This window comes from Rubneribacter sp. (assembly GCF_965361815.1).
Map to the genome: position 1 here is coordinate 1 of NZ_CBDTNW010000089.1, position 15,675 is coordinate 15,675.

Annotated in this window: 16 protein-coding genes; 1 reads left to right on the forward strand and 15 read right to left on the reverse strand. The window is 68.5% G+C overall.

The window, feature by feature from the left end:
- Positions 1-30: 30 nt before the first annotated feature.
- The 6 genes from dapA to ACWKY3_RS06660 all read right to left on the reverse strand — a co-directional run bounded on the left by dapA (position 31) and on the right by ACWKY3_RS06660 (position 6,504).
- Positions 31-780: a 4-hydroxy-tetrahydrodipicolinate synthase gene (dapA, locus tag ACWKY3_RS06635; protein ID WP_449315641.1), complete on the reverse strand. Its 750-nt coding sequence runs from the start codon at positions 778-780 to the stop codon at positions 31-33.
- 91 nt (positions 781-871) lie between these two features.
- Positions 872-1,642, reverse strand: a complete 771-nt coding sequence (gene dapB / locus ACWKY3_RS06640; protein ID WP_449315642.1) for a 4-hydroxy-tetrahydrodipicolinate reductase — start codon at positions 1,640-1,642, stop codon at positions 872-874.
- 25 nt (positions 1,643-1,667) lie between these two features.
- Positions 1,668-3,884, reverse strand: a complete 2,217-nt coding sequence (pnp, locus tag ACWKY3_RS06645) for a polyribonucleotide nucleotidyltransferase (RefSeq protein WP_449315643.1) — start codon at positions 3,882-3,884, stop codon at positions 1,668-1,670.
- Between the two features lie 157 nt (positions 3,885-4,041).
- Complete coding sequence (rpsO, locus tag ACWKY3_RS06650) at positions 4,042-4,329, reverse strand: 30S ribosomal protein S15 (protein WP_449315644.1); 288 nt, start codon at positions 4,327-4,329, stop codon at positions 4,042-4,044.
- A 299-nt stretch (positions 4,330-4,628) separates the two neighbouring features.
- Positions 4,629-5,780, reverse strand: coding sequence for a sensor histidine kinase (locus tag ACWKY3_RS06655; RefSeq protein ID WP_449315645.1), 1,152 nt, complete (start codon positions 5,778-5,780; stop codon positions 4,629-4,631).
- A gap of 37 nt (positions 5,781-5,817) precedes the next feature.
- Complete coding sequence (locus ACWKY3_RS06660) at positions 5,818-6,504, reverse strand: response regulator transcription factor (RefSeq protein WP_449315646.1); 687 nt, start codon at positions 6,502-6,504, stop codon at positions 5,818-5,820.
- A 380-nt stretch (positions 6,505-6,884) separates the two neighbouring features.
- Here ACWKY3_RS06660 and ACWKY3_RS06665 point away from each other — a divergent pair, with 380 nt between their 5' ends.
- Positions 6,885-7,637, forward strand: a complete 753-nt coding sequence (locus ACWKY3_RS06665) for a C39 family peptidase (protein ID WP_449315647.1) — start codon at positions 6,885-6,887, stop codon at positions 7,635-7,637.
- A 7-nt stretch (positions 7,638-7,644) separates the two neighbouring features.
- Here ACWKY3_RS06665 and ACWKY3_RS06670 read toward each other — a convergent pair whose 3' ends face one another.
- The 9 genes from ACWKY3_RS06670 to ACWKY3_RS06710 all read right to left on the reverse strand — a co-directional run bounded on the left by ACWKY3_RS06670 (position 7,645) and on the right by ACWKY3_RS06710 (position 15,472).
- Entirely contained in the window at positions 7,645-7,896 is a 252-nt protein-coding gene (locus tag ACWKY3_RS06670) for a TIGR03905 family TSCPD domain-containing protein (RefSeq protein ID WP_449315648.1), read from the reverse strand.
- 21 nt (positions 7,897-7,917) lie between these two features.
- A complete protein-coding gene (gene recO / locus ACWKY3_RS06675; RefSeq protein WP_449315649.1) occupies positions 7,918-8,682 on the reverse strand; it encodes a DNA repair protein RecO in 765 nt (254 codons plus the stop codon).
- A gap of 9 nt (positions 8,683-8,691) precedes the next feature.
- Entirely contained in the window at positions 8,692-10,182 is a 1,491-nt protein-coding gene (locus ACWKY3_RS06680) for a PASTA domain-containing protein (protein WP_449315650.1), read from the reverse strand.
- A gap of 150 nt (positions 10,183-10,332) precedes the next feature.
- Positions 10,333-11,235 (reverse strand): GTPase Era, encoded by a 903-nt coding sequence (gene era / locus ACWKY3_RS06685; RefSeq protein WP_449315656.1) that lies wholly within the window; start codon positions 11,233-11,235, stop codon positions 10,333-10,335.
- Positions 11,236-11,279: 44 nt separating this feature from the next.
- Positions 11,280-11,738, reverse strand: coding sequence for a diacylglycerol kinase family protein (locus ACWKY3_RS06690; RefSeq protein WP_449315651.1), 459 nt, complete (start codon positions 11,736-11,738; stop codon positions 11,280-11,282).
- Positions 11,738-12,199 carry an rRNA maturation RNase YbeY gene (ybeY, locus tag ACWKY3_RS06695; RefSeq protein ID WP_449315652.1) on the reverse strand — a complete coding sequence of 154 codons (462 nt, stop codon included), beginning with the start codon at positions 12,197-12,199 and terminating at the stop codon, positions 11,738-11,740. Before ybeY ends, ACWKY3_RS06690 begins: the two co-directional genes overlap by 1 nt.
- Positions 12,200-12,201: 2 nt before the next feature.
- Positions 12,202-13,158 carry a PhoH family protein gene (locus tag ACWKY3_RS06700; RefSeq protein WP_449315653.1) on the reverse strand — a complete coding sequence of 319 codons (957 nt, stop codon included), beginning with the start codon at positions 13,156-13,158 and terminating at the stop codon, positions 12,202-12,204.
- Between the two features lie 299 nt (positions 13,159-13,457).
- On the reverse strand, positions 13,458-14,672 hold the full coding sequence (gene mtaB / locus ACWKY3_RS06705) for a tRNA (N(6)-L-threonylcarbamoyladenosine(37)-C(2))-methylthiotransferase MtaB (RefSeq protein ID WP_449315654.1): 1,215 nt from the start codon (positions 14,670-14,672) through the stop codon (positions 13,458-13,460).
- Positions 14,669-15,472: an RsmE family RNA methyltransferase gene (locus tag ACWKY3_RS06710; RefSeq protein ID WP_449315655.1), complete on the reverse strand. Its 804-nt coding sequence runs from the start codon at positions 15,470-15,472 to the stop codon at positions 14,669-14,671. The genes mtaB and ACWKY3_RS06710 overlap by 4 nt, the downstream gene beginning before the upstream one ends.
- Between the last annotated feature and the right edge of the window lie 203 nt (positions 15,473-15,675).

The following is a 15,675-nucleotide window of genomic DNA, read 5'->3' on the forward strand; positions in this document are numbered from 1 at the left end:
GTCCTCCTTGACCAGGATGGGGTTCGATTTCTAGAACAACCAGGTAATAAGCGGCATGAGGCGCTCGTGGGCCGCCTCGGCGGCCTCCTGCCTGTCCGCAGCCGCCAAATCCACGATCTCCTTCATGCGCGCCGGCGCGACGTTGCCGATGGTGGATATGACGCCGACCCCGCCCCGCCTCATGACGTCCAAGGTGGCCGAGTCGTCCCCCGAGTACACGCAAAAGCCCTCCGGCGCGCCGTCCACGATGGCCTTGACCTGGTCCATCTTGCCCGACGCCTCCTTCACGGCCACGATGTTGGAAAACTCCCTGGCCAAACGCAGCGTGGTTTCCGCCTCCATGTTCACCACGCAGCGCCCCGGAATGTTGTACAGGATGATGGGCAGCTCCACCGCATCGGCGATGGTGGCGAAATGGCGGTAGAGGCCCTCCTGCGGCGGCTTGTTGTAGTAGGGAACCACGCACATAAGCCCGTCCACGCCAAGCTGCGAGACCTCCCGGGCGAAGCTCACCGTGTCGGCCGTGCAGTTGTCGCCCACGTTGGCGATGATGGGCACCCGCCCGTCCACAGCTTCGACCACGGTGCGGAACAGCTGCATCTTCTGCGGGTAGAACACCGTGGGGCTTTCCCCGGTCGTGCCGTTGACGATAAGCGAGTCGCTGCCGCCTTCGACCAGGCGCACGGCAAGCGCCCGCACCTTGTCGAGGTCAAGCTCCAGCTCCTCGTCGAAAGGCGTCACCATGGCCGGGATCATGCGGCCGAAACGGGGCTGCGACATGACTGCTCCTCACCGTCTTGCGGCGCGGGAGGCATCGCCCGCGCCTGCCTTCTCCTCTTGTCGAACGTTCATTATGCCACGTGTGCGCACGTCACTTCATGAAGTTCTCCAAACCTACAACGAGGCCCTCGCGCTCGCCTACGCTGCGGATGCCCAGAAGGACGCCCGGCATGTAGGAGGCGCGATCCCACGAGTCGTGGCGGACCGAAAGCGTCTGGCCGAACGACCCGAACACCACCTCCTGGCTGGCCACGTAGCCCATCGAGCGAACGGAGTGCACGGGAACCCCCTCCACAAGTGCTCCGCGCGCGCCCTCGGCGCCGGCGACCTCGGTCTCGCGGCCCGGGGCCTCGCTCGCCCGGCCGCCGCGCGCCTCGGAGATGAGCTGGGCCGTGCGCACCGCCGTGCCGGAGGGCGCGTCCTTCTTGTTGCAGTGATGGAACTCCAGGACCTCCGCCTCGGGGAAGTAGGGGGCCGCCGCCTTGGCGAACTCCATCATGAGCACGGCGCCCGTCGTGAAGTTGGGCGCGTAGAACAGGCAGGTTCCCGCCGGGGCCAGGCTCGCCAGCTCCTCGAGCGCCCCGGTCGAAAGTCCCGTGGTGCCCACCACGCAGTCCACGCCCTCAGGCAGCGCCTCGCGCAGGTTTCCCTCCACGACGTCGGGCTGCGTGAAGTCCACCAGCACGTCGAAATCGGCGCCGTCGAGCGCCTCGCGCACCGAGCGGAACACGGGGAAGGAAACGCCCCCGCCCGCGTGCGGATCCACCCCGCACGCGACCTCCATGTCAGAAGCGGCCTCCACCGCCCCGACGACCGTGCCCCCCATGCGCCCGGCGCATCCTGCGACAGCAACCCGTATCATGACCGTCCGCCTTCCCTCCGCGCGCCTACTGGGCCTCGTGGCGGCGGCGCGGCGTGCGTCCTCCGCGCCCGCTGCGGCCCGGGCGGTTGTCGCGCTCGCCGCGGTCCTCGCGCATCTTGCGCTCTGCGCGCCCCGCGTCATCGCCGCCGGCCGGGGCCTCGGGCTTGTCCAAGCGGTCAAGCGAGATCTTGCCCGTCGCGGGATCCACTTCGAGCACCTTCACCTTCACCACGTCGCCCAAGGACAAGACGTCCTCCACCTTGCCCACGCGCCCGTTCGCCACGCGCGAGATGTGCAGCAGGCCGTCCTTGGCGGCGGTCAGCTTCACGAACGCGCCGAAGTCCTTGATGCCCACGACCTCGCCGTCGTAGATCTCGCCGGCCTCGGGCTCCTTGACGATGGACAGGATCATGGCCTTGGCGGCCTCCCCGGCCGGACCCTCCACCGCGGCGATGTGGATGGTGCCGTCCTCCTGGATGTCGATGTGGGCGCCCGTCTCCTCCTGGATGCCGCGCACCACCTTGCCGCCGCTGCCGATGACGTCGCGGATCTTGTCCACGGGGATGACGATGGTCTCGATACGCGGCGCGAACTGCGAAAGCTCGGGACGCGGCGCGTCGATGGTCTGCAGCATGGCGTCCAGGATGTGGGCGCGGCCCTCGCGGGCCTGCCTGAGCGCGCGGGCCAGGATGTCGACGGACAGGCCGCGGGCCTTGTTGTCCATCTGCAGGGCCGTGATGCCCTTCTCCGTGCCGCACACCTTGAAGTCCATGTCGCCGAGGAAGTCCTCGATGCCCTGGATGTCGGAGAGGATGACCACGTCGTCGCCCTCCTTGATAAGGCCCATGGCTATGCCGGACACGGGAGAGGAGATGGGCACGCCGGCGTCCATGAGGGCGAGCGTCGAGCCGCAGGTGGAAGCCATGGACGACGAGCCGTTGGACTCCAGCACCTCGCTGACCACGCGGATGGCGTAGGGGAACTCGTCCTCGCCCGGAAGCACCGGTAAAAGCGCGCGCTCCGCGAGGGCCCCGTGGCCGATCTCGCGGCGCTTCGGCGCGCCCATGCGGCCGGTCTCGCCCGTGCAGTACGGCGGGAAGTTGTACTGGTGCATGTAGCGCTTGCCCTCGGCGGGGTCGATGGTGTCAAGGCGCTGCCACTCGCTCAGCATGCCGAGCGTGCACACCGAGAGCACCTGCGTCTGGCCGCGTTGGAACAGGCCCGAGCCGTGGACGCGGGGCAGGTAGCCCGGCACGATGTGCAGCGGGCGGATCTCCTCGGGCGCGCGGCCGTCGGCGCGCTCGCCCGTCTCAATGACCATGGCGCGCATGGCGCGTTTCTCAAGCTTCTTGAGCTCGGCGGCGATGTCGGAGCCCCACGCGTCGCGCTCCTCCTCCGAGAAGTCCTCGGACGCCACGCGCTCCTTGAGCGCCTCCACCTTGGCCATGCGGGAGAGCTTGTCGGCATCGCGCAGGGCGGCGGACATCTCGTCCAGGTGAGGGGCGACGCGCTCGGCGATGGAAGGATCGGCCACATGCACCGGCCACTCCACCGGCTCGATGGCGCAGCGGTCGAGGAAGCGCTGCTGGACCTCGCAGAACGCCGCGATGGCCTCCTGGCCGAACGTCATGGCGGCCAGCATGTCCTCCTCGCTGATCTCGTTGGCGCCGGCCTCCACCATGGAGATGTAGTCGGCGGTGCCGGCGATGGTCAGCTCCAAATCGGAGCGCTCGGACTCCTCGAACGTCGGGTTCACGATGAACTCGCCCGTCTCCACGTCGCGGCCGATGCGCACGCAGGCGGCCGGGCCGTCGAACGGGGCCGCGCCCAGCATGAGGGCGGCGGAGGCGCCCATCACGCACACGGTGTCGGGCGGGTTCACGCTGTCCACCACGAGCGTCGTGCACACGATGTGGACCTCGCGCTTGAAGCCGTCCGCGAAGCCGGGGCGGATGGGACGGTCCACCATGCGCGCCGTGAGCGTGCCCTTGTCGGAGGGGCGCGCCTCGCGCTTGAGGTAGCCGCCGGGGATGCGGCCCACGGCGTACATCTTCTCGATGAAATCCACCGTGAGGGGGAAGAAGTCGTAGTCCTTCTCCTGCTTCGAGATGACGGCCGTCACGAGCACCGTGGTGTCGCCCTGCGTGACGAGGACGGCGCCGGTGGCCTGCTTGGCCAGTTCGCCCGTCTCCAAACGGTACTGCTTCCCGTACAGTTCGAAGGATTCGACGATTTTCTCCATGATGCCTTGTTCTTTCTCTTCGCCTTGCCGCCCTAGTGCGGACAAGCTTCTTCGGCTGACGGGGTACTCACCGTTCCCCCGCCGCCGCGAGCGGACGCGCCCTTGCGCCTCCGACCGCTATGCGAAAGCCCGCCGGGGCGGGCTTTCGTTTGGCTGGCTAGATGTTGTCTCGGATGCCCAGCTTCTTGATGAGCGCGCGGTACTCTTCGATGTCGCGGTTCTTGATGTACTTCAGAAGGCCGCGGCGCTTGCCGATGAGCATCATGAGCCCGCGGCGCGTGTGGTTGTCCTTCTTGTGGACCTTCAGATGCTCGGTCAGGTTGCGGATGCGCTCCGAAAGGATGGCAACCTGCACCTCGGGGCTGCCGGAATCGGCCTCGCCCTTGCCAAACTCCTTGATGAGCTCGGCCGTGCGCTCCTTGCTGATGCTAAGCTTGTCAGCCATGCTTCTCCACCTTTCCCGCAGGGCGCCTTGGCCCCGCCCTCGTGCGCGGCGTCAGGCGCCGGCGCTTCTCATGCTCCCCTCTGGGTGGCCATGCGGTGGACGCATGGAAACCAAGCGGGAAGTGCCTGCGGTTTCGCAGCCTGCCCATTGTAGGCGAAGCGGCCATCCCCGGCAAGCGACGCGCGATGCGCGCCACAGCTTGCCCACAAAGGCGCGCCCGCATGCGACGGGAGGCGAAGCGAGAGGGGAAACGCAAGGAGACGGAGCAAGCAAGGCGAGGGCTTGGAGGCGGACGCCCCCTACGCGGCCCGGGAGGGACCCTGGGGAATCCAAACGGTGAACGAGGTGATTCCCGCGTTGCTGGCGGCGTAGATGTCCCCGCCGTGGGCGCGCGCTATCTCACGGGCGATGGCCAGCCCCAGCCCCGCCCCGCCGGCCTGCCCGCCGCGGGCCTCGTCAACCCGGTAGAAGCGCTCGAAGATGCGCTCGAGGTGCTGCGGGGCCAGCTCGCGTCCGCGATCGGTGACGGTAAGCTCCCACCATGCGAAGCCGTCCGCCCCGGTGGCGATCGAGGTGCGCACCGAGACGTCGGTGCCCGGATCGGCGTAGGCCACCGCGTTCTTCATGACGTTGTTGAGCACGCGGGCCACCTTGCCCGCATCCGCGAACACGGAAAGCTCCTGCGGCCCCTCGTAGACAAGGCGCAGGTTCCGCGCCTCGGCGAGCGGGAAGAGCTCGTCGATCACCTGCCCGCAGAACAGCGCGGCGTCGAACCGCGAGCGCTCGATGGGGATGGCGTGCAGGTTGTAGCGCGTGATCTCGAAGAACTCGTCGAGCAGCCCCTCCAGGCGGTACGCCTTCTCCAGCGCGACGCCCGTGTAGCGCGCCCGCGTCCGCTCGGGCAGGTCGGGCGACTCCTCGAGCAGCGTCAGGTAGCCGATCATGGAGGTGAGCGGGGTCTTGACGTCGTGGGCCAGGTAGGCCACCAGCTCGTTTTTGCGCCCCTCGGCCGCTTGCGCGGCGCGGTCGGCGCGCTCGCGCTCCTCCTTGATGGCGCTCAGCGCGGCGGCCGTGGGCGCAAGCTCCACCGGCAGCGAGACAGGGCCTTCGCGCTTTGCGAGCACATCGCCCGCCGAGTCGAGCAAAAGGTCGAAGTAGCGCAGCGCCCGGTTGATGCCCGAGCGCACCACGAGCACGATGCCTCCCACGAATCCCGCCGCGACAAGCGCCAAAAACAGGTTCTCGATGGTCGAATGCAGCCAGTAGCTCTGTCCCACGAGGTTGAACACGGCGTTCGACACGGGGTTTCCAAGCGTTGCCATGAACAGGGAGAACGAGAACAGGTAAACGACGGCGAACGCAACGATGCCCGCCACGGTGCGCCACAGCACGCTGTTCGAAAGCCTGCGGGTCTGATCCTTGCGCGCCTGCGCGAACGCGATCTGATCCATTGCCTCTCCTCCTTCGGCGGCCCGGCCGCCCGTCGCGTCATCCCAACCGGTAGCCCACGCCCCACACCGTCTCGACGAACTCCTGGGACGAGTCCACAGCGGCCAGCTTCTTGCGCAGATGGCGGATGTGCACCATCACCGTGTTGTTGCTCTGGACGTTCGCCTCCTCGCCCCACACCTCCTCGAACAAATCGCGCGAGGCCACCGGCCTGCCCTTCGACCTCATGAGGCAGGCGAGGATGGAGAACTCCTTGGGGGTGAGCGAGAGCGCCTCACCGTGCAGCGAGACCTCGTGGCCGGCTTCGTCCAGCACGATGCCGCACGCCTCGAGCGCCCCTTCGGCCCCGTCTCCGCCTTCGGCGCGCCTGATGCGGGCGCGGACGCGCGCCACCAGCTCGCGGGGCTTGAAGGGCTTCACCACGTAGTCGTCGGCCCCCAGCTCAAAGCCCACCACCTTGTCCACTTCCTCGTCCTTCGCCGTCAGGAAGATGACGGGCACCGAGCTTGCGCGGCGGATCTCCCGGCAGCAGGAGAAACCGTCCATGACCGGCATCATGACGTCCAGGATCACAAGATCGAACGGCTCTCGGCCAAGGGCTGCCAGCAAGTCGGAGGCGCCGTAGAAGGCGCGCGCCTCAAGCCCGGCCTCCGCGAGCAGCTGCCCGACCAGATCGGCGATGGCCTGATCGTCGTCGCACACCGCGACGCGCTTCCTCTCCCCCACCGGCGCTCCTTCCCTTCCGCGGACCGCCCGATGCGATCCGCCCGAAACCGACGCGCCCATTGTATCCACAGGCGGCGAGAAGTTCGGGCGCGGCGGGCAGAATTAAGGGAAACTTAAGAGCCCGCCGCCGGGGCGGCCGCTGGGCGGCGCAACCACGCGCCGCGCTGGGCAGCGGCTGCGGAGCGGGTGCGCCGCCAGGCACGACGGTTGAGCGAGGGGTGCGCCGCGCCAGACGCGGCAGTTGAGCGAAGAGCGCGCCCGTTGAACACGGCGGCGGGGGTGCGGGGGCTTCAGGGAAGCTTAAGCAATCGGTTGACCGTTCTTCCGGGACAGGGGGGCCGGCGGCAAGGACAATGGAGGGGCGAAGAAAGGAGATCCCCATGTCCTACACCAACTCGTTCGGCTCCGCGCCGCGCACTCCCGCCGTCAGACGTGCCCACGCCAGGCGTCCGCCGAGAAGGCGGCCCCTGTTCGCGCCGCGCACCTTTTCGGCAGCGCATGTCGTTGTGGCGGCCGTCCTCGTATGCGCCCTGGGGACGCTCGCCTGGTGCACCGCATCGGCCTTGGGCGCGCTTTCGGCCGGCGCGCAGGAGGCGGGCGGCTCGGAAGCGCCGCTTAGCACCCCGCGCGACGAATGGAGGGCCGGCGAGGTCCCCTCGCTCTACCAAGGCGACCCCGCCTGGGCCTCCGTGCGCTACGCGGGCGCCGATTTCGGCGAGTCGGGGTGCGGGCCCACGTGCTTGTCGATGGTCTACATAGCGCTCACAGGGCGCGACGACAGAAGCCCGGCGGACATGGCCGCCCTGTCCGAGCAGATGGGCTGCGCCACCCCCGACGGAACCGCCTGGGCCTTCATGACCGAAGGGGCGGCCTCCTGCGGGCTTATCGCCCGCGAGGTTCCCGCCGACGAGGAGAGCGTGCGGCGCGCCATCGCGGGAGGCTCGCCCGTCATCTGCAGCATGGGCCCCGGAGACTTCACCTCCACCGGTCATTTCATCGTGCTGTGCGGCATAGATCGCAACGGCCGGCTTATGGTGCGCGATCCCAACAGCCCTGAACGGAGCGCGCAGACGTGGGATTTCGACGTCGTCTTGGGCCAGGCGCGCGCCATCTGGGCCTACGACGCGGCGTGACGAGTCGTCACCGCGCGGCCTCGCGAGCCTCGCGCAGCCCTTTGACCAGCTGGTCGGCGCACGACGTGGGCCTTTTCCCGCAGGTGTTGCCCTCCAGAAGAGCCGCCACCTCGTCCACCGTCATGCCCTCGACCAGCTTCGACACAGCCTTGAGGTTGCCGTCGCAGCCGCCCACGAAATCGACGTGCGCCACCGCCTCGCCGTCAAGCTCGATGTTGATCTGGCGGGAGCAGGTCCCGTGCGTCTTGTACGCGTACATGGCTTCCTTTCTCTTCATGGTTCAAAACAAGCCGCAAGTGAACAGGAAGTTCAGGGACTTCAGGTTGAAACCAACATGCTCCTTCGTCCACTCCTGGCAAAAACGCAACACCGAAAACGATGCCGACAAATCGGGTTTCAAGTCCTCTATCTGGGAGAACGTCGATCCCAACAGCGCCTCGCACCAGGCGAGCGCGCCCTGCGGCACCACCCGCGCCTCAACGAGGGACGCGCAGTCGGCGCACAGGACCCCTCCCTCCCGAAACGACACGCGGACGTCGCCGCCGTCGTGGCGGGCGACCTCCGCGCCGCAGCGGGCGCACAGCGTAAAACTCGGGCGAAGCCCCAGAAGCGCCAAAGCCTTGACCAGGTGGGCGGCGCACATCGCCGGGGCCTCCTGCGGGCGGGCGCGCCCGAGGGCGGCGAGCGCGGTTCGCGTGAGCGCGAACAGCCGGGGGTTCTCCAGACCCGTGTGCGTGGCGCGGTCGAGCAGCTCGGCCATGGGGGCGGCGCAGGCCGCATGCTCCATGTCGAGCCTCAGACGCTCGTTGCCCTCCACAAGGCGCGCCTCCTTGACCACATCGAGGCTGCGCCCCCGGGCCAGCAGGACGTCGGCCACCGCGTACAGCTCCAACCGCGACGCGAAGGAGCTTGCGGGCTTGCGCGCCCCCTTCGCGACCGCGCGCAGCTGCGAGCCGTCCTCGGCCAGCATCGTGAGAACGAGGTCGCTCTCGCCCAACTTGGTCTTGCGCAGCACGATGACGCGCGCGCCGTACGTCTGCGGCACCGCCGGACCCTAGGACACGCTCACGATGTTGTTCGCGGCGTCCCACACGATGACGCCGTTCTTCTGCCGCGCGGAGGTCCGCACCGTCTCGCCGTCGAGCGTGGTCACGGCCGCGCCCGTTATGGTGAAGGCCGTCGTCTCGTTGCCCTGGTAGCTCACCCCGTCCACCGACTGCACCTCGTAGACGGTCCCGCCCAAGGTCAGCGTGCCGACGCTTTGCAGGTAGGTCCAAGCGGCCGCTTCCAGCTCGGCCCCGCGCGCCCGGGAGATGTTGATGGTCACGGTGGAACCCGAGGCCACCTTCTCGCCCGCGGCCGGATTGGTGCCGAGCAGCGTCCCGTCGGCCACGCTGTCGTCGTAGACGTAGGCGCTTGCGACCACCAGCCCCTCCGCCTCCAGGGCCGCCACGGCGTCGTTCCAGCTCATCCCAGCGATATCGGGAACCGTGTACGGAACGGCCACCGTCAGCGTGACAGGCGTCGCCGCCTGGGCCTTCGCGCCCGCCTCGGGGGACACGGCCAGAACCGTGCCCTCTCGCTCGTCGGACTTCTCCGTGGCGAAGGACACGTTCTCGAAACCGGCGTCCTCAAGCTGGGCGGCCGCCTCGTCGCGCTGCCGTCCCACCACGTTGGGAACGGTGCGGGACACGGACACGTGGACCACCACCTCGGTCCCCTCGCTCTGACGGGAGCCGGCGCCGGGGTCCATGAGCAGCACGACGCCCTCCGGCTCGTCGGAGACGACCTCGGTCGAGCGCACCGAGAAGCCCTTCTCTTCGAGCACGGCCGCAGCGTCGGTCTGGGTCATGCCCACCACGTCGGGCAGCATCTTGCCGCCCCACAGCTCCATCTGGTACGTGGCGGCCGCCGCCGCGCCCGCCGCCACCAGCAGGCAGGCGATCACGATGACGGCGACCTTGGCCTTCCCGCCCTTCTTCTTGTTGGGGTCGGGGGCGCGGTAGTCCTTCTGACGCGGTTCGGACGCGCCTTCGATCCGCGGCATCTCCATGGTGTCGCCGGAGCGCCAAGAGGCCTTCGGCGGCACGTAGCTGGAATCGACCAGGCACTCGTCCAAACCGGAGAGGTCGGCCGTGCGGTCGGGATCGGAGCCCGCGGCAGGACGGGGCGCGTAGGCGGAGGGCGCCGGATCCACATCGCCCTGGGCGGCGGGGGCCTCGGCGTCGTCGTCAGGATCGAAGGCGCTGCCGTCCTCGGCCACGTTCACGCCCACGACGTCGATGGAGGGCAGGCTGTCAGGATCGAGCGGACCGGACGCGCCCGTGCGGGACGATCCTTCCGGCTCAACGGCGAAGCCCTCCTCCTCGGCGGGATCCTCCGCGCCCTGCTCCTCGTCAAGCGCGCGGTCCTCAGAAACCTCCGGCTCCTCGAAAGCGAACGCGTCCTCCACGACCTCGGCGGCCGGCCCGGTCAGCGGACGCCCGCATTCGTTGCAGAACTTGGCTCCGTCTCGATTGTCGCAGTGGCAATGGGGGCAGATCATGCTGGCTTACTCCTCGCAGATGGCGGTACGAAAGGATTGTAGCCGAAAAAGGGCCCGACGGCACCGCAAGACGCGCCGGGCGCGCGGTTCACGACAATTCCTGCAGAACTGCGAGGCGAAAGGGGCTGCCGGCGCCTGCCAGCGCCCCCGTCACGCCCCCTCGCCGTAGCCGAACCGGCGGATCTGGCTCGCGTCGCGCCGCCAGTTCTTTTTCACCTTGACCGACAAGTCCAGGTACACGCGCGTGCCCAGAAGCTGCTCGAGGTCGGCGCGCGCCTCGATGCCGACGCGCTTGATGGCCGCGCCCTGCTTGCCGATGATGATGCCCTTCTGACTGTCGCGCTCCACGTAGATGCGCGCGAAGATGCGATGGAGGTCCTTCTTGCGGTCGTAATCCATCTCCTCCACCTGCACGCCGATGGCGTGCGGCACCTCGTCGCGGAACGTCCGCAGGATCTTCTCGCGGATGAACTCGGCCACCACCACCTCGATGGGCTGGTCGGTCTCCATGTCGGCGGGGAACCACGCCGGACCCTCGGGCAGAAGGTAGACGACCTCCTCCACGAAGGCGTCCACGTTGCGGCCCGTCTCGGACGACAGCGCCACCATGGCGTCCCACGCCCCCAGGCGCTCGGCGGCCTCGCGCTGGCGAGAGATCTGCTCGGCGGTGGCGATGTCGGTCTTGGACAGCACGCAGATCTTCTTGGCGCGCGACGCCTCGAGGCGGGCGGCCACCCACTCGTCGCCGCGACCGATGGGCTTGGACGAGTCCACGAGCATGGCCACCACGTCCACGTCCTCGAGCGCCTTGAGCGCCGAGACGTTGAGCTCCTCGCCGAGCGCGTCGTGGGGCTTGTGCAGGCCGGGCGTGTCCACGATGATCATCTGGAAGTCGTCTTGGGTGTAAACCGCCCGGAAGCGGTGCCGCGTGGTCTGCGCCGTGTTCGACGTGATGGCGATCTTCTTGCCCATGATGGCGTTGAGCAGGGTCGATTTCCCTGCGTTGGGGCGCCCCACCAGCGTGACGAACCCCGATTTGAACTGCTTCGGCATGTCCATGCCCACACTCCTTGCTACACGATGGGAAACGACGGCGCTCACGGCGCCAAAAGCGCCGCGAGGCGCGGAACGAACACGAAGGCCGCAACCGCCACCGACGCGGCCGCCAGCACGAGCACCGCTCCCGCGGCGGCGTCCTTTGCCCGGCCGGCCAGCTCATGGTATTCGGGCGACACCAGGTCAACCACCGACTCCAGCGCCGTGTTCAGGCACTCGGCCGACACGACCGCGGCGATGCACAGCGTCACGACCGCCCACGAAACGGCGTCTATCCCCAGAACGAGGCCCGCCGCAACGGCAACGGCCGCCGCCGCCAGATGGATCTTCATGTTGCGCTGGGTGCGCACGGAAACGACCACCCCGCTCCATGCGCACGAGAAGGCGTGCGCCAAGGTGAAGCGCGCGCTTCGGTCCTTCGACGCCTGGTTGCGGACGAAGCCGGGGGAGACGGGCCCGCCCTCCTCCTCCGCCGCGACGACACGGCCCCTTTCGCCCATCAGCGCCTCGCCCACTCCCTGAGGATGTCGGCCTCGCGCGCCTCCATGACCTCGGCCTCATCGTCTTCGATATGGTCGTAGCCGCACAGGTGCAAAAGCCCGTGGACCAGAAGAAGGCTGATCTCCTCCTCGAAGGTGGTGTCGAACTCGCGCGTCTGCCGTCCGGCCACGTCGGGCGCTATGACCACGTCGCCCAGCTCGTAGACGGGGCTTTCCGCAAGCGTCATGGCCGAAAGGTCGTCCTCGGCGCCGTCGCACTCGAAGGACAGCACGTCGGTGGGACCCTCTTTGCGGCGGTAGCGCTCGTTGAGCTCGGCTATGGCCTCGTCGGTGACGAAGCTGATGGACACCTCGGTGTTGTCCGGCCTGCCCTCGCGCGCCAGCACGAACAGGGTCAGCTCGTGCAGCGGCAGCTTCTCAAGCTCGTCTTTGCGGTAGTCGTAGTTGATCTGTATATCCATGGCTATTCCTTCCCGCCCACCCGGTCGTAGGCGGCGACGATGGCCGCCACCAGGCTGTGGCGTACCACGTCCTTGCCGGTGAACTCGCAAAACGCTATGCCGTCGATGCCGCCGAGAACGCGCTGCACGCCCTTGAGGCCCGAGACGCCGTGCGGCAGGTCGAGCTGCGTCACGTCGCCGGTCACCACCATCTTCGAACCGAACCCCAGTCTTGTGAGGAACATCTTCATCTGCTCGGGCGTGGTGTTCTGCGCCTCGTCCAAGATGATGAAGCTGTCGTTGAGCGTGCGCCCGCGCATGAACGCGAGCGGGGCTATCTCGATGACGCCGCTGTCGATGAGCTGGCTCGCGCGCTTCATGTCGGTCATGTCGAACAGCGCGTCGTAGAGCGGGCGGATGTAGGGGTCCACCTTCTCTGTGAGCGTTCCCGGCAAAAAGCCGAGGCTCTCCCCCGCCTCCACCACCGGGCGCGTGAGGATGACGCGGCCCACCTTCGTGCGTTTGAGTGCGGCCACGGCCATGGCCATGGCCAGGTAGGTCTTGCCGGTGCCCGCCGGCCCGATGCCGAAGGTGACGGTGTTGTCGCGGATGGCGTCCACGTAGCGCTTCTGCCCCGCCGTCTTGGGGCGGATGGCCCGTCCGCGGTAGGTGAGCAGGATGTCCTCCCGCAGCGCCTGCGGGCTGAACTCGGCCGAGCGCAGAAGCTCGATGGCGCGGCGCACGTAGCCCGGGTCGGGCTCGCCCCCGTCCTCCACCGTTTTGATGAGCTCCGAGAACAGGGCCGTGAGCGACTGCACCTCCACGGGGTCCCCTTCGAGCACGATGGAATCCCCTCGCACGATGATGCGCGCCTGGAAAGCGCCCTCCACGATGCGGAGCAGCTCGTCGCCCGATCCGACGACGAGCGCCATATCCACGCTTCGCGGAACGGTGAGGGTAATCTGCGTCTGATCTGTCATGCGCGACATTGTACCATGTCGCCCTCCGAGCAACCCCGACGTTACCGAATCGGTAGGGTATGCACCAGGGCTTCGTCGCTTAACGAATCAAGCAGGCGAAGCGGCACTGAGGGGGCAATGATGTTACGAAATCCCCTGATCGCAGGCCATGGTATTTCCGTATGCGACTTCGTGTATTCGTCTGACAAAGCACCTGCCAATTCCCCTATCTGAAATAACGGCATGAGCAACATGTCAAAGAGAGCGGTAGCCAAGAGGGTCGAGGGGCGGTTCGGGAGGCTTGCGGTGGCGAAGGGGCGCTAGAGGCGCAGGGGAACAAGATCCCCCGGAGAGGCGCCGGCCGGAGCATCCACCTGATGGTAGCTTTCGGTTGTGGCGCGGCCGGCGTCCTCCACCAGGGCAAGCTCGGTCGCGCCGGCACGCCGGGCGCGGTCGGCGCACCGCAGCTCGGCGGCGAGCGCGCGCAGCTTGGCAGCCCGGGCGGCCTTCACGGACGCGGGCACCTGATCGGCGCGCGCGGATGCGGGCGTGCCCTCCCGCATCGAGTAGGGAAACACATGGATTTTGGAAAAGCCGCACGAGCGCGCCAAGGCGAGCGTCTCTGCGAAGTCGGCCTCGGTTTCGCCCGGAAAGCCTACGATGATGTCGGTGGAGAGGGAGATTTCCGGCACCTGACGCCGCAGGCGCCGCACCAGTTCGCCATAGGCCGCCGCATCGTAGGGGCGCGCCATTTCGCGCAGCACCTTCGAGCTGCCGGACTGCAAGGGCAGGTGGAGGTGGCGGCAGACGCGCCCCTCGGCGCAAGCCAGAAGCTCCATGAGCCGCTGCGAAACGTCGCACGGCTCGATGCTCGATATGCGGAAGCGACATGGCGGCGCGCCCTGCGGGCCGAGGCCGTCCGTCTCCCTAAGAAGCCGCTCCAGCAGGTCGGGAAGGCGGGCGCCGTCGTGCCGGTACGATCCTAGGTTGATGCCCGTGAGCACGACCTCGCGCACGCCCTCGCGTGCAAGCGCCGCGCATTCGCGCACCACCTCGTCCGCCGGACGGCTGGTCGCGCGCCCGCGCGCCACGTGCACGATGCAGTAGGTGCACGCGTTGTCGCAACCGTCCTGCACCTTGACGCCCACGCGCGTGCGGAACTGCGAACCGGTGGGCAGCGGCGCGAAAGCGGGCTTTGCGGAGGGCGCGTCGGCAAGCTCGTCGAGCGCATCCGCCAGCTCCGCCTTGCCCACCACGCGCACGCGCGGATCCATCGCCTCGAAAGCCGCCGCATCGAGCGCTGCCGCGCATCCGGTGACGAGCACCGTTTCGGCAGGGCTTTCGCGCAGGGCACGCCGCACGGCTTTGCGCGTCTTCTTCTCGGCCTCGCCTGTGACGGTGCAGGTGTTGACCACCACGAGATCCGCCTCGGCCTCGGGCGCGGCGGACCAGCCGGCCGCCGAGAGCCGCGCCGCCGCAGCGTCCGACTCAACGCGGTTGACCTTGCAGCCGAGGTTGACGACGGCGAACCTCACGCTTGCCTCCCCGCCCCCAGGCCGCCCAGCTCGTAAAGGACGAGCGCCGGCGCCACGATGCCCGCCGTCTCGGTGCGCAGGATGGACGGGCCAAGCGACACGAGCGACGCGCGCGGGTTGCACGCGAGCAGCTCCTCCACCTCGCGAGGCGTGAGGCCCCCTTCGGGACCCACCACCACGGCAATGCGCGCGTCGGCGGGGTCGGACACGGCGCACGCGTCCATGCCGCGAGCGATCGCGTCGGCGATGCGCGCCGTCTGCGGCGCCTCCTCCCAGCACACGAGCACCGCCGTGGCGCCGCAGAGAAGCGCGCACGCCTCGGAAAGGGGGAGCGGATCGCGCACCTCGGGCACATCGCGGCGGCCCGACTGCATGGCGGCGCTTTTGGCCACGGACCGCCAGCGCTCGGCCCGCGCAGCCGCCTTGCGTGCGTCGAGCCTCACCACCGACCGCTCGCAGGCCGCCGGGACGAAGGCCGCCACGCCCAGCTCGGTGGCGTGACGGACGACCATATCCATCTTGTCGCCCTTCGCCAGGCCCTGCACGAGCACAACCTGCGGCGATGCTCCAGGCGCATCCAGATGCCGCGCGACGCGCACCTGCGGCAGCGCGTCGTCGAACGACACCACCTCGCACTCGAAGTAGTCCTGCGCGGCGTCCACCACCGCCACGTGCTCGCCCGCCGCAAGCCGCAGCACGCGCGCATGCCGCGCATCGTCGGGCGCAAGGCGCAGCGGGAACACCGGCTCCGCCTCCTCGGCGAGCACCTGCCCCTCAAGAAAGAAATGATGCAGCGACATGTTTCTCCCAAATCGTGGTCTTGCAAAGCGTCCGGGTTGGCGTGGCAGCTCAGCGAGGAGCGTCCGGCACCCAAAATCGCCGCGAAAGCGCTGGGGACCCGACCCACTGCGGTGCGCGGCGAGCGCCCGGGACGGCGAGGCCGGGCGCCGAAGCGCCCTGCGGCGGCTTGCTTTGTTGGCAAAGAAACGGCACAAGAGGACGG

What these genes read in the sequence shown, in the direction of transcription:
- era (WP_449315656.1), bottom strand. Translation starts at nt 11,235, where the DNA reads ATGCCGAAGCAGTTCAAATCGGGGTTCGTCACGCTGGTGGGGCGCCCC.
- ACWKY3_RS06680 (WP_449315650.1), bottom strand. Translation starts at nt 10,182, where the DNA reads ATGATCTGCCCCCATTGCCACTGCGACAATCGAGACGGAGCCAAGTTC.
- ACWKY3_RS06670 (WP_449315648.1), bottom strand. Translation starts at nt 7,896, where the DNA reads ATGTACGCGTACAAGACGCACGGGACCTGCTCCCGCCAGATCAACATC.
- dapA (WP_449315641.1), bottom strand. Translation starts at nt 780, where the DNA reads ATGTCGCAGCCCCGTTTCGGCCGCATGATCCCGGCCATGGTGACGCCT.
- ACWKY3_RS06665 (WP_449315647.1), top strand. Translation starts at nt 6,885, where the DNA reads ATGTCCTACACCAACTCGTTCGGCTCCGCGCCGCGCACTCCCGCCGTC.
- ACWKY3_RS06690 (WP_449315651.1), bottom strand. Translation starts at nt 11,738, where the DNA reads ATGGGCGAAAGGGGCCGTGTCGTCGCGGCGGAGGAGGAGGGCGGGCCC.
- pnp (WP_449315643.1), bottom strand. Translation starts at nt 3,884, where the DNA reads ATGGAGAAAATCGTCGAATCCTTCGAACTGTACGGGAAGCAGTACCGT.
- ACWKY3_RS06710 (WP_449315655.1), bottom strand. Translation starts at nt 15,472, where the DNA reads ATGTCGCTGCATCATTTCTTTCTTGAGGGGCAGGTGCTCGCCGAGGAG.
- dapB (WP_449315642.1), bottom strand. Translation starts at nt 1,642, where the DNA reads ATGATACGGGTTGCTGTCGCAGGATGCGCCGGGCGCATGGGGGGCACG.
- ACWKY3_RS06700 (WP_449315653.1), bottom strand. Translation starts at nt 13,158, where the DNA reads ATGACAGATCAGACGCAGATTACCCTCACCGTTCCGCGAAGCGTGGAT.
- ACWKY3_RS06655 (WP_449315645.1), bottom strand. Translation starts at nt 5,780, where the DNA reads ATGGATCAGATCGCGTTCGCGCAGGCGCGCAAGGATCAGACCCGCAGG.
- rpsO (WP_449315644.1), bottom strand. Translation starts at nt 4,329, where the DNA reads ATGGCTGACAAGCTTAGCATCAGCAAGGAGCGCACGGCCGAGCTCATC.
- ybeY (WP_449315652.1), bottom strand. Translation starts at nt 12,199, where the DNA reads ATGGATATACAGATCAACTACGACTACCGCAAAGACGAGCTTGAGAAG.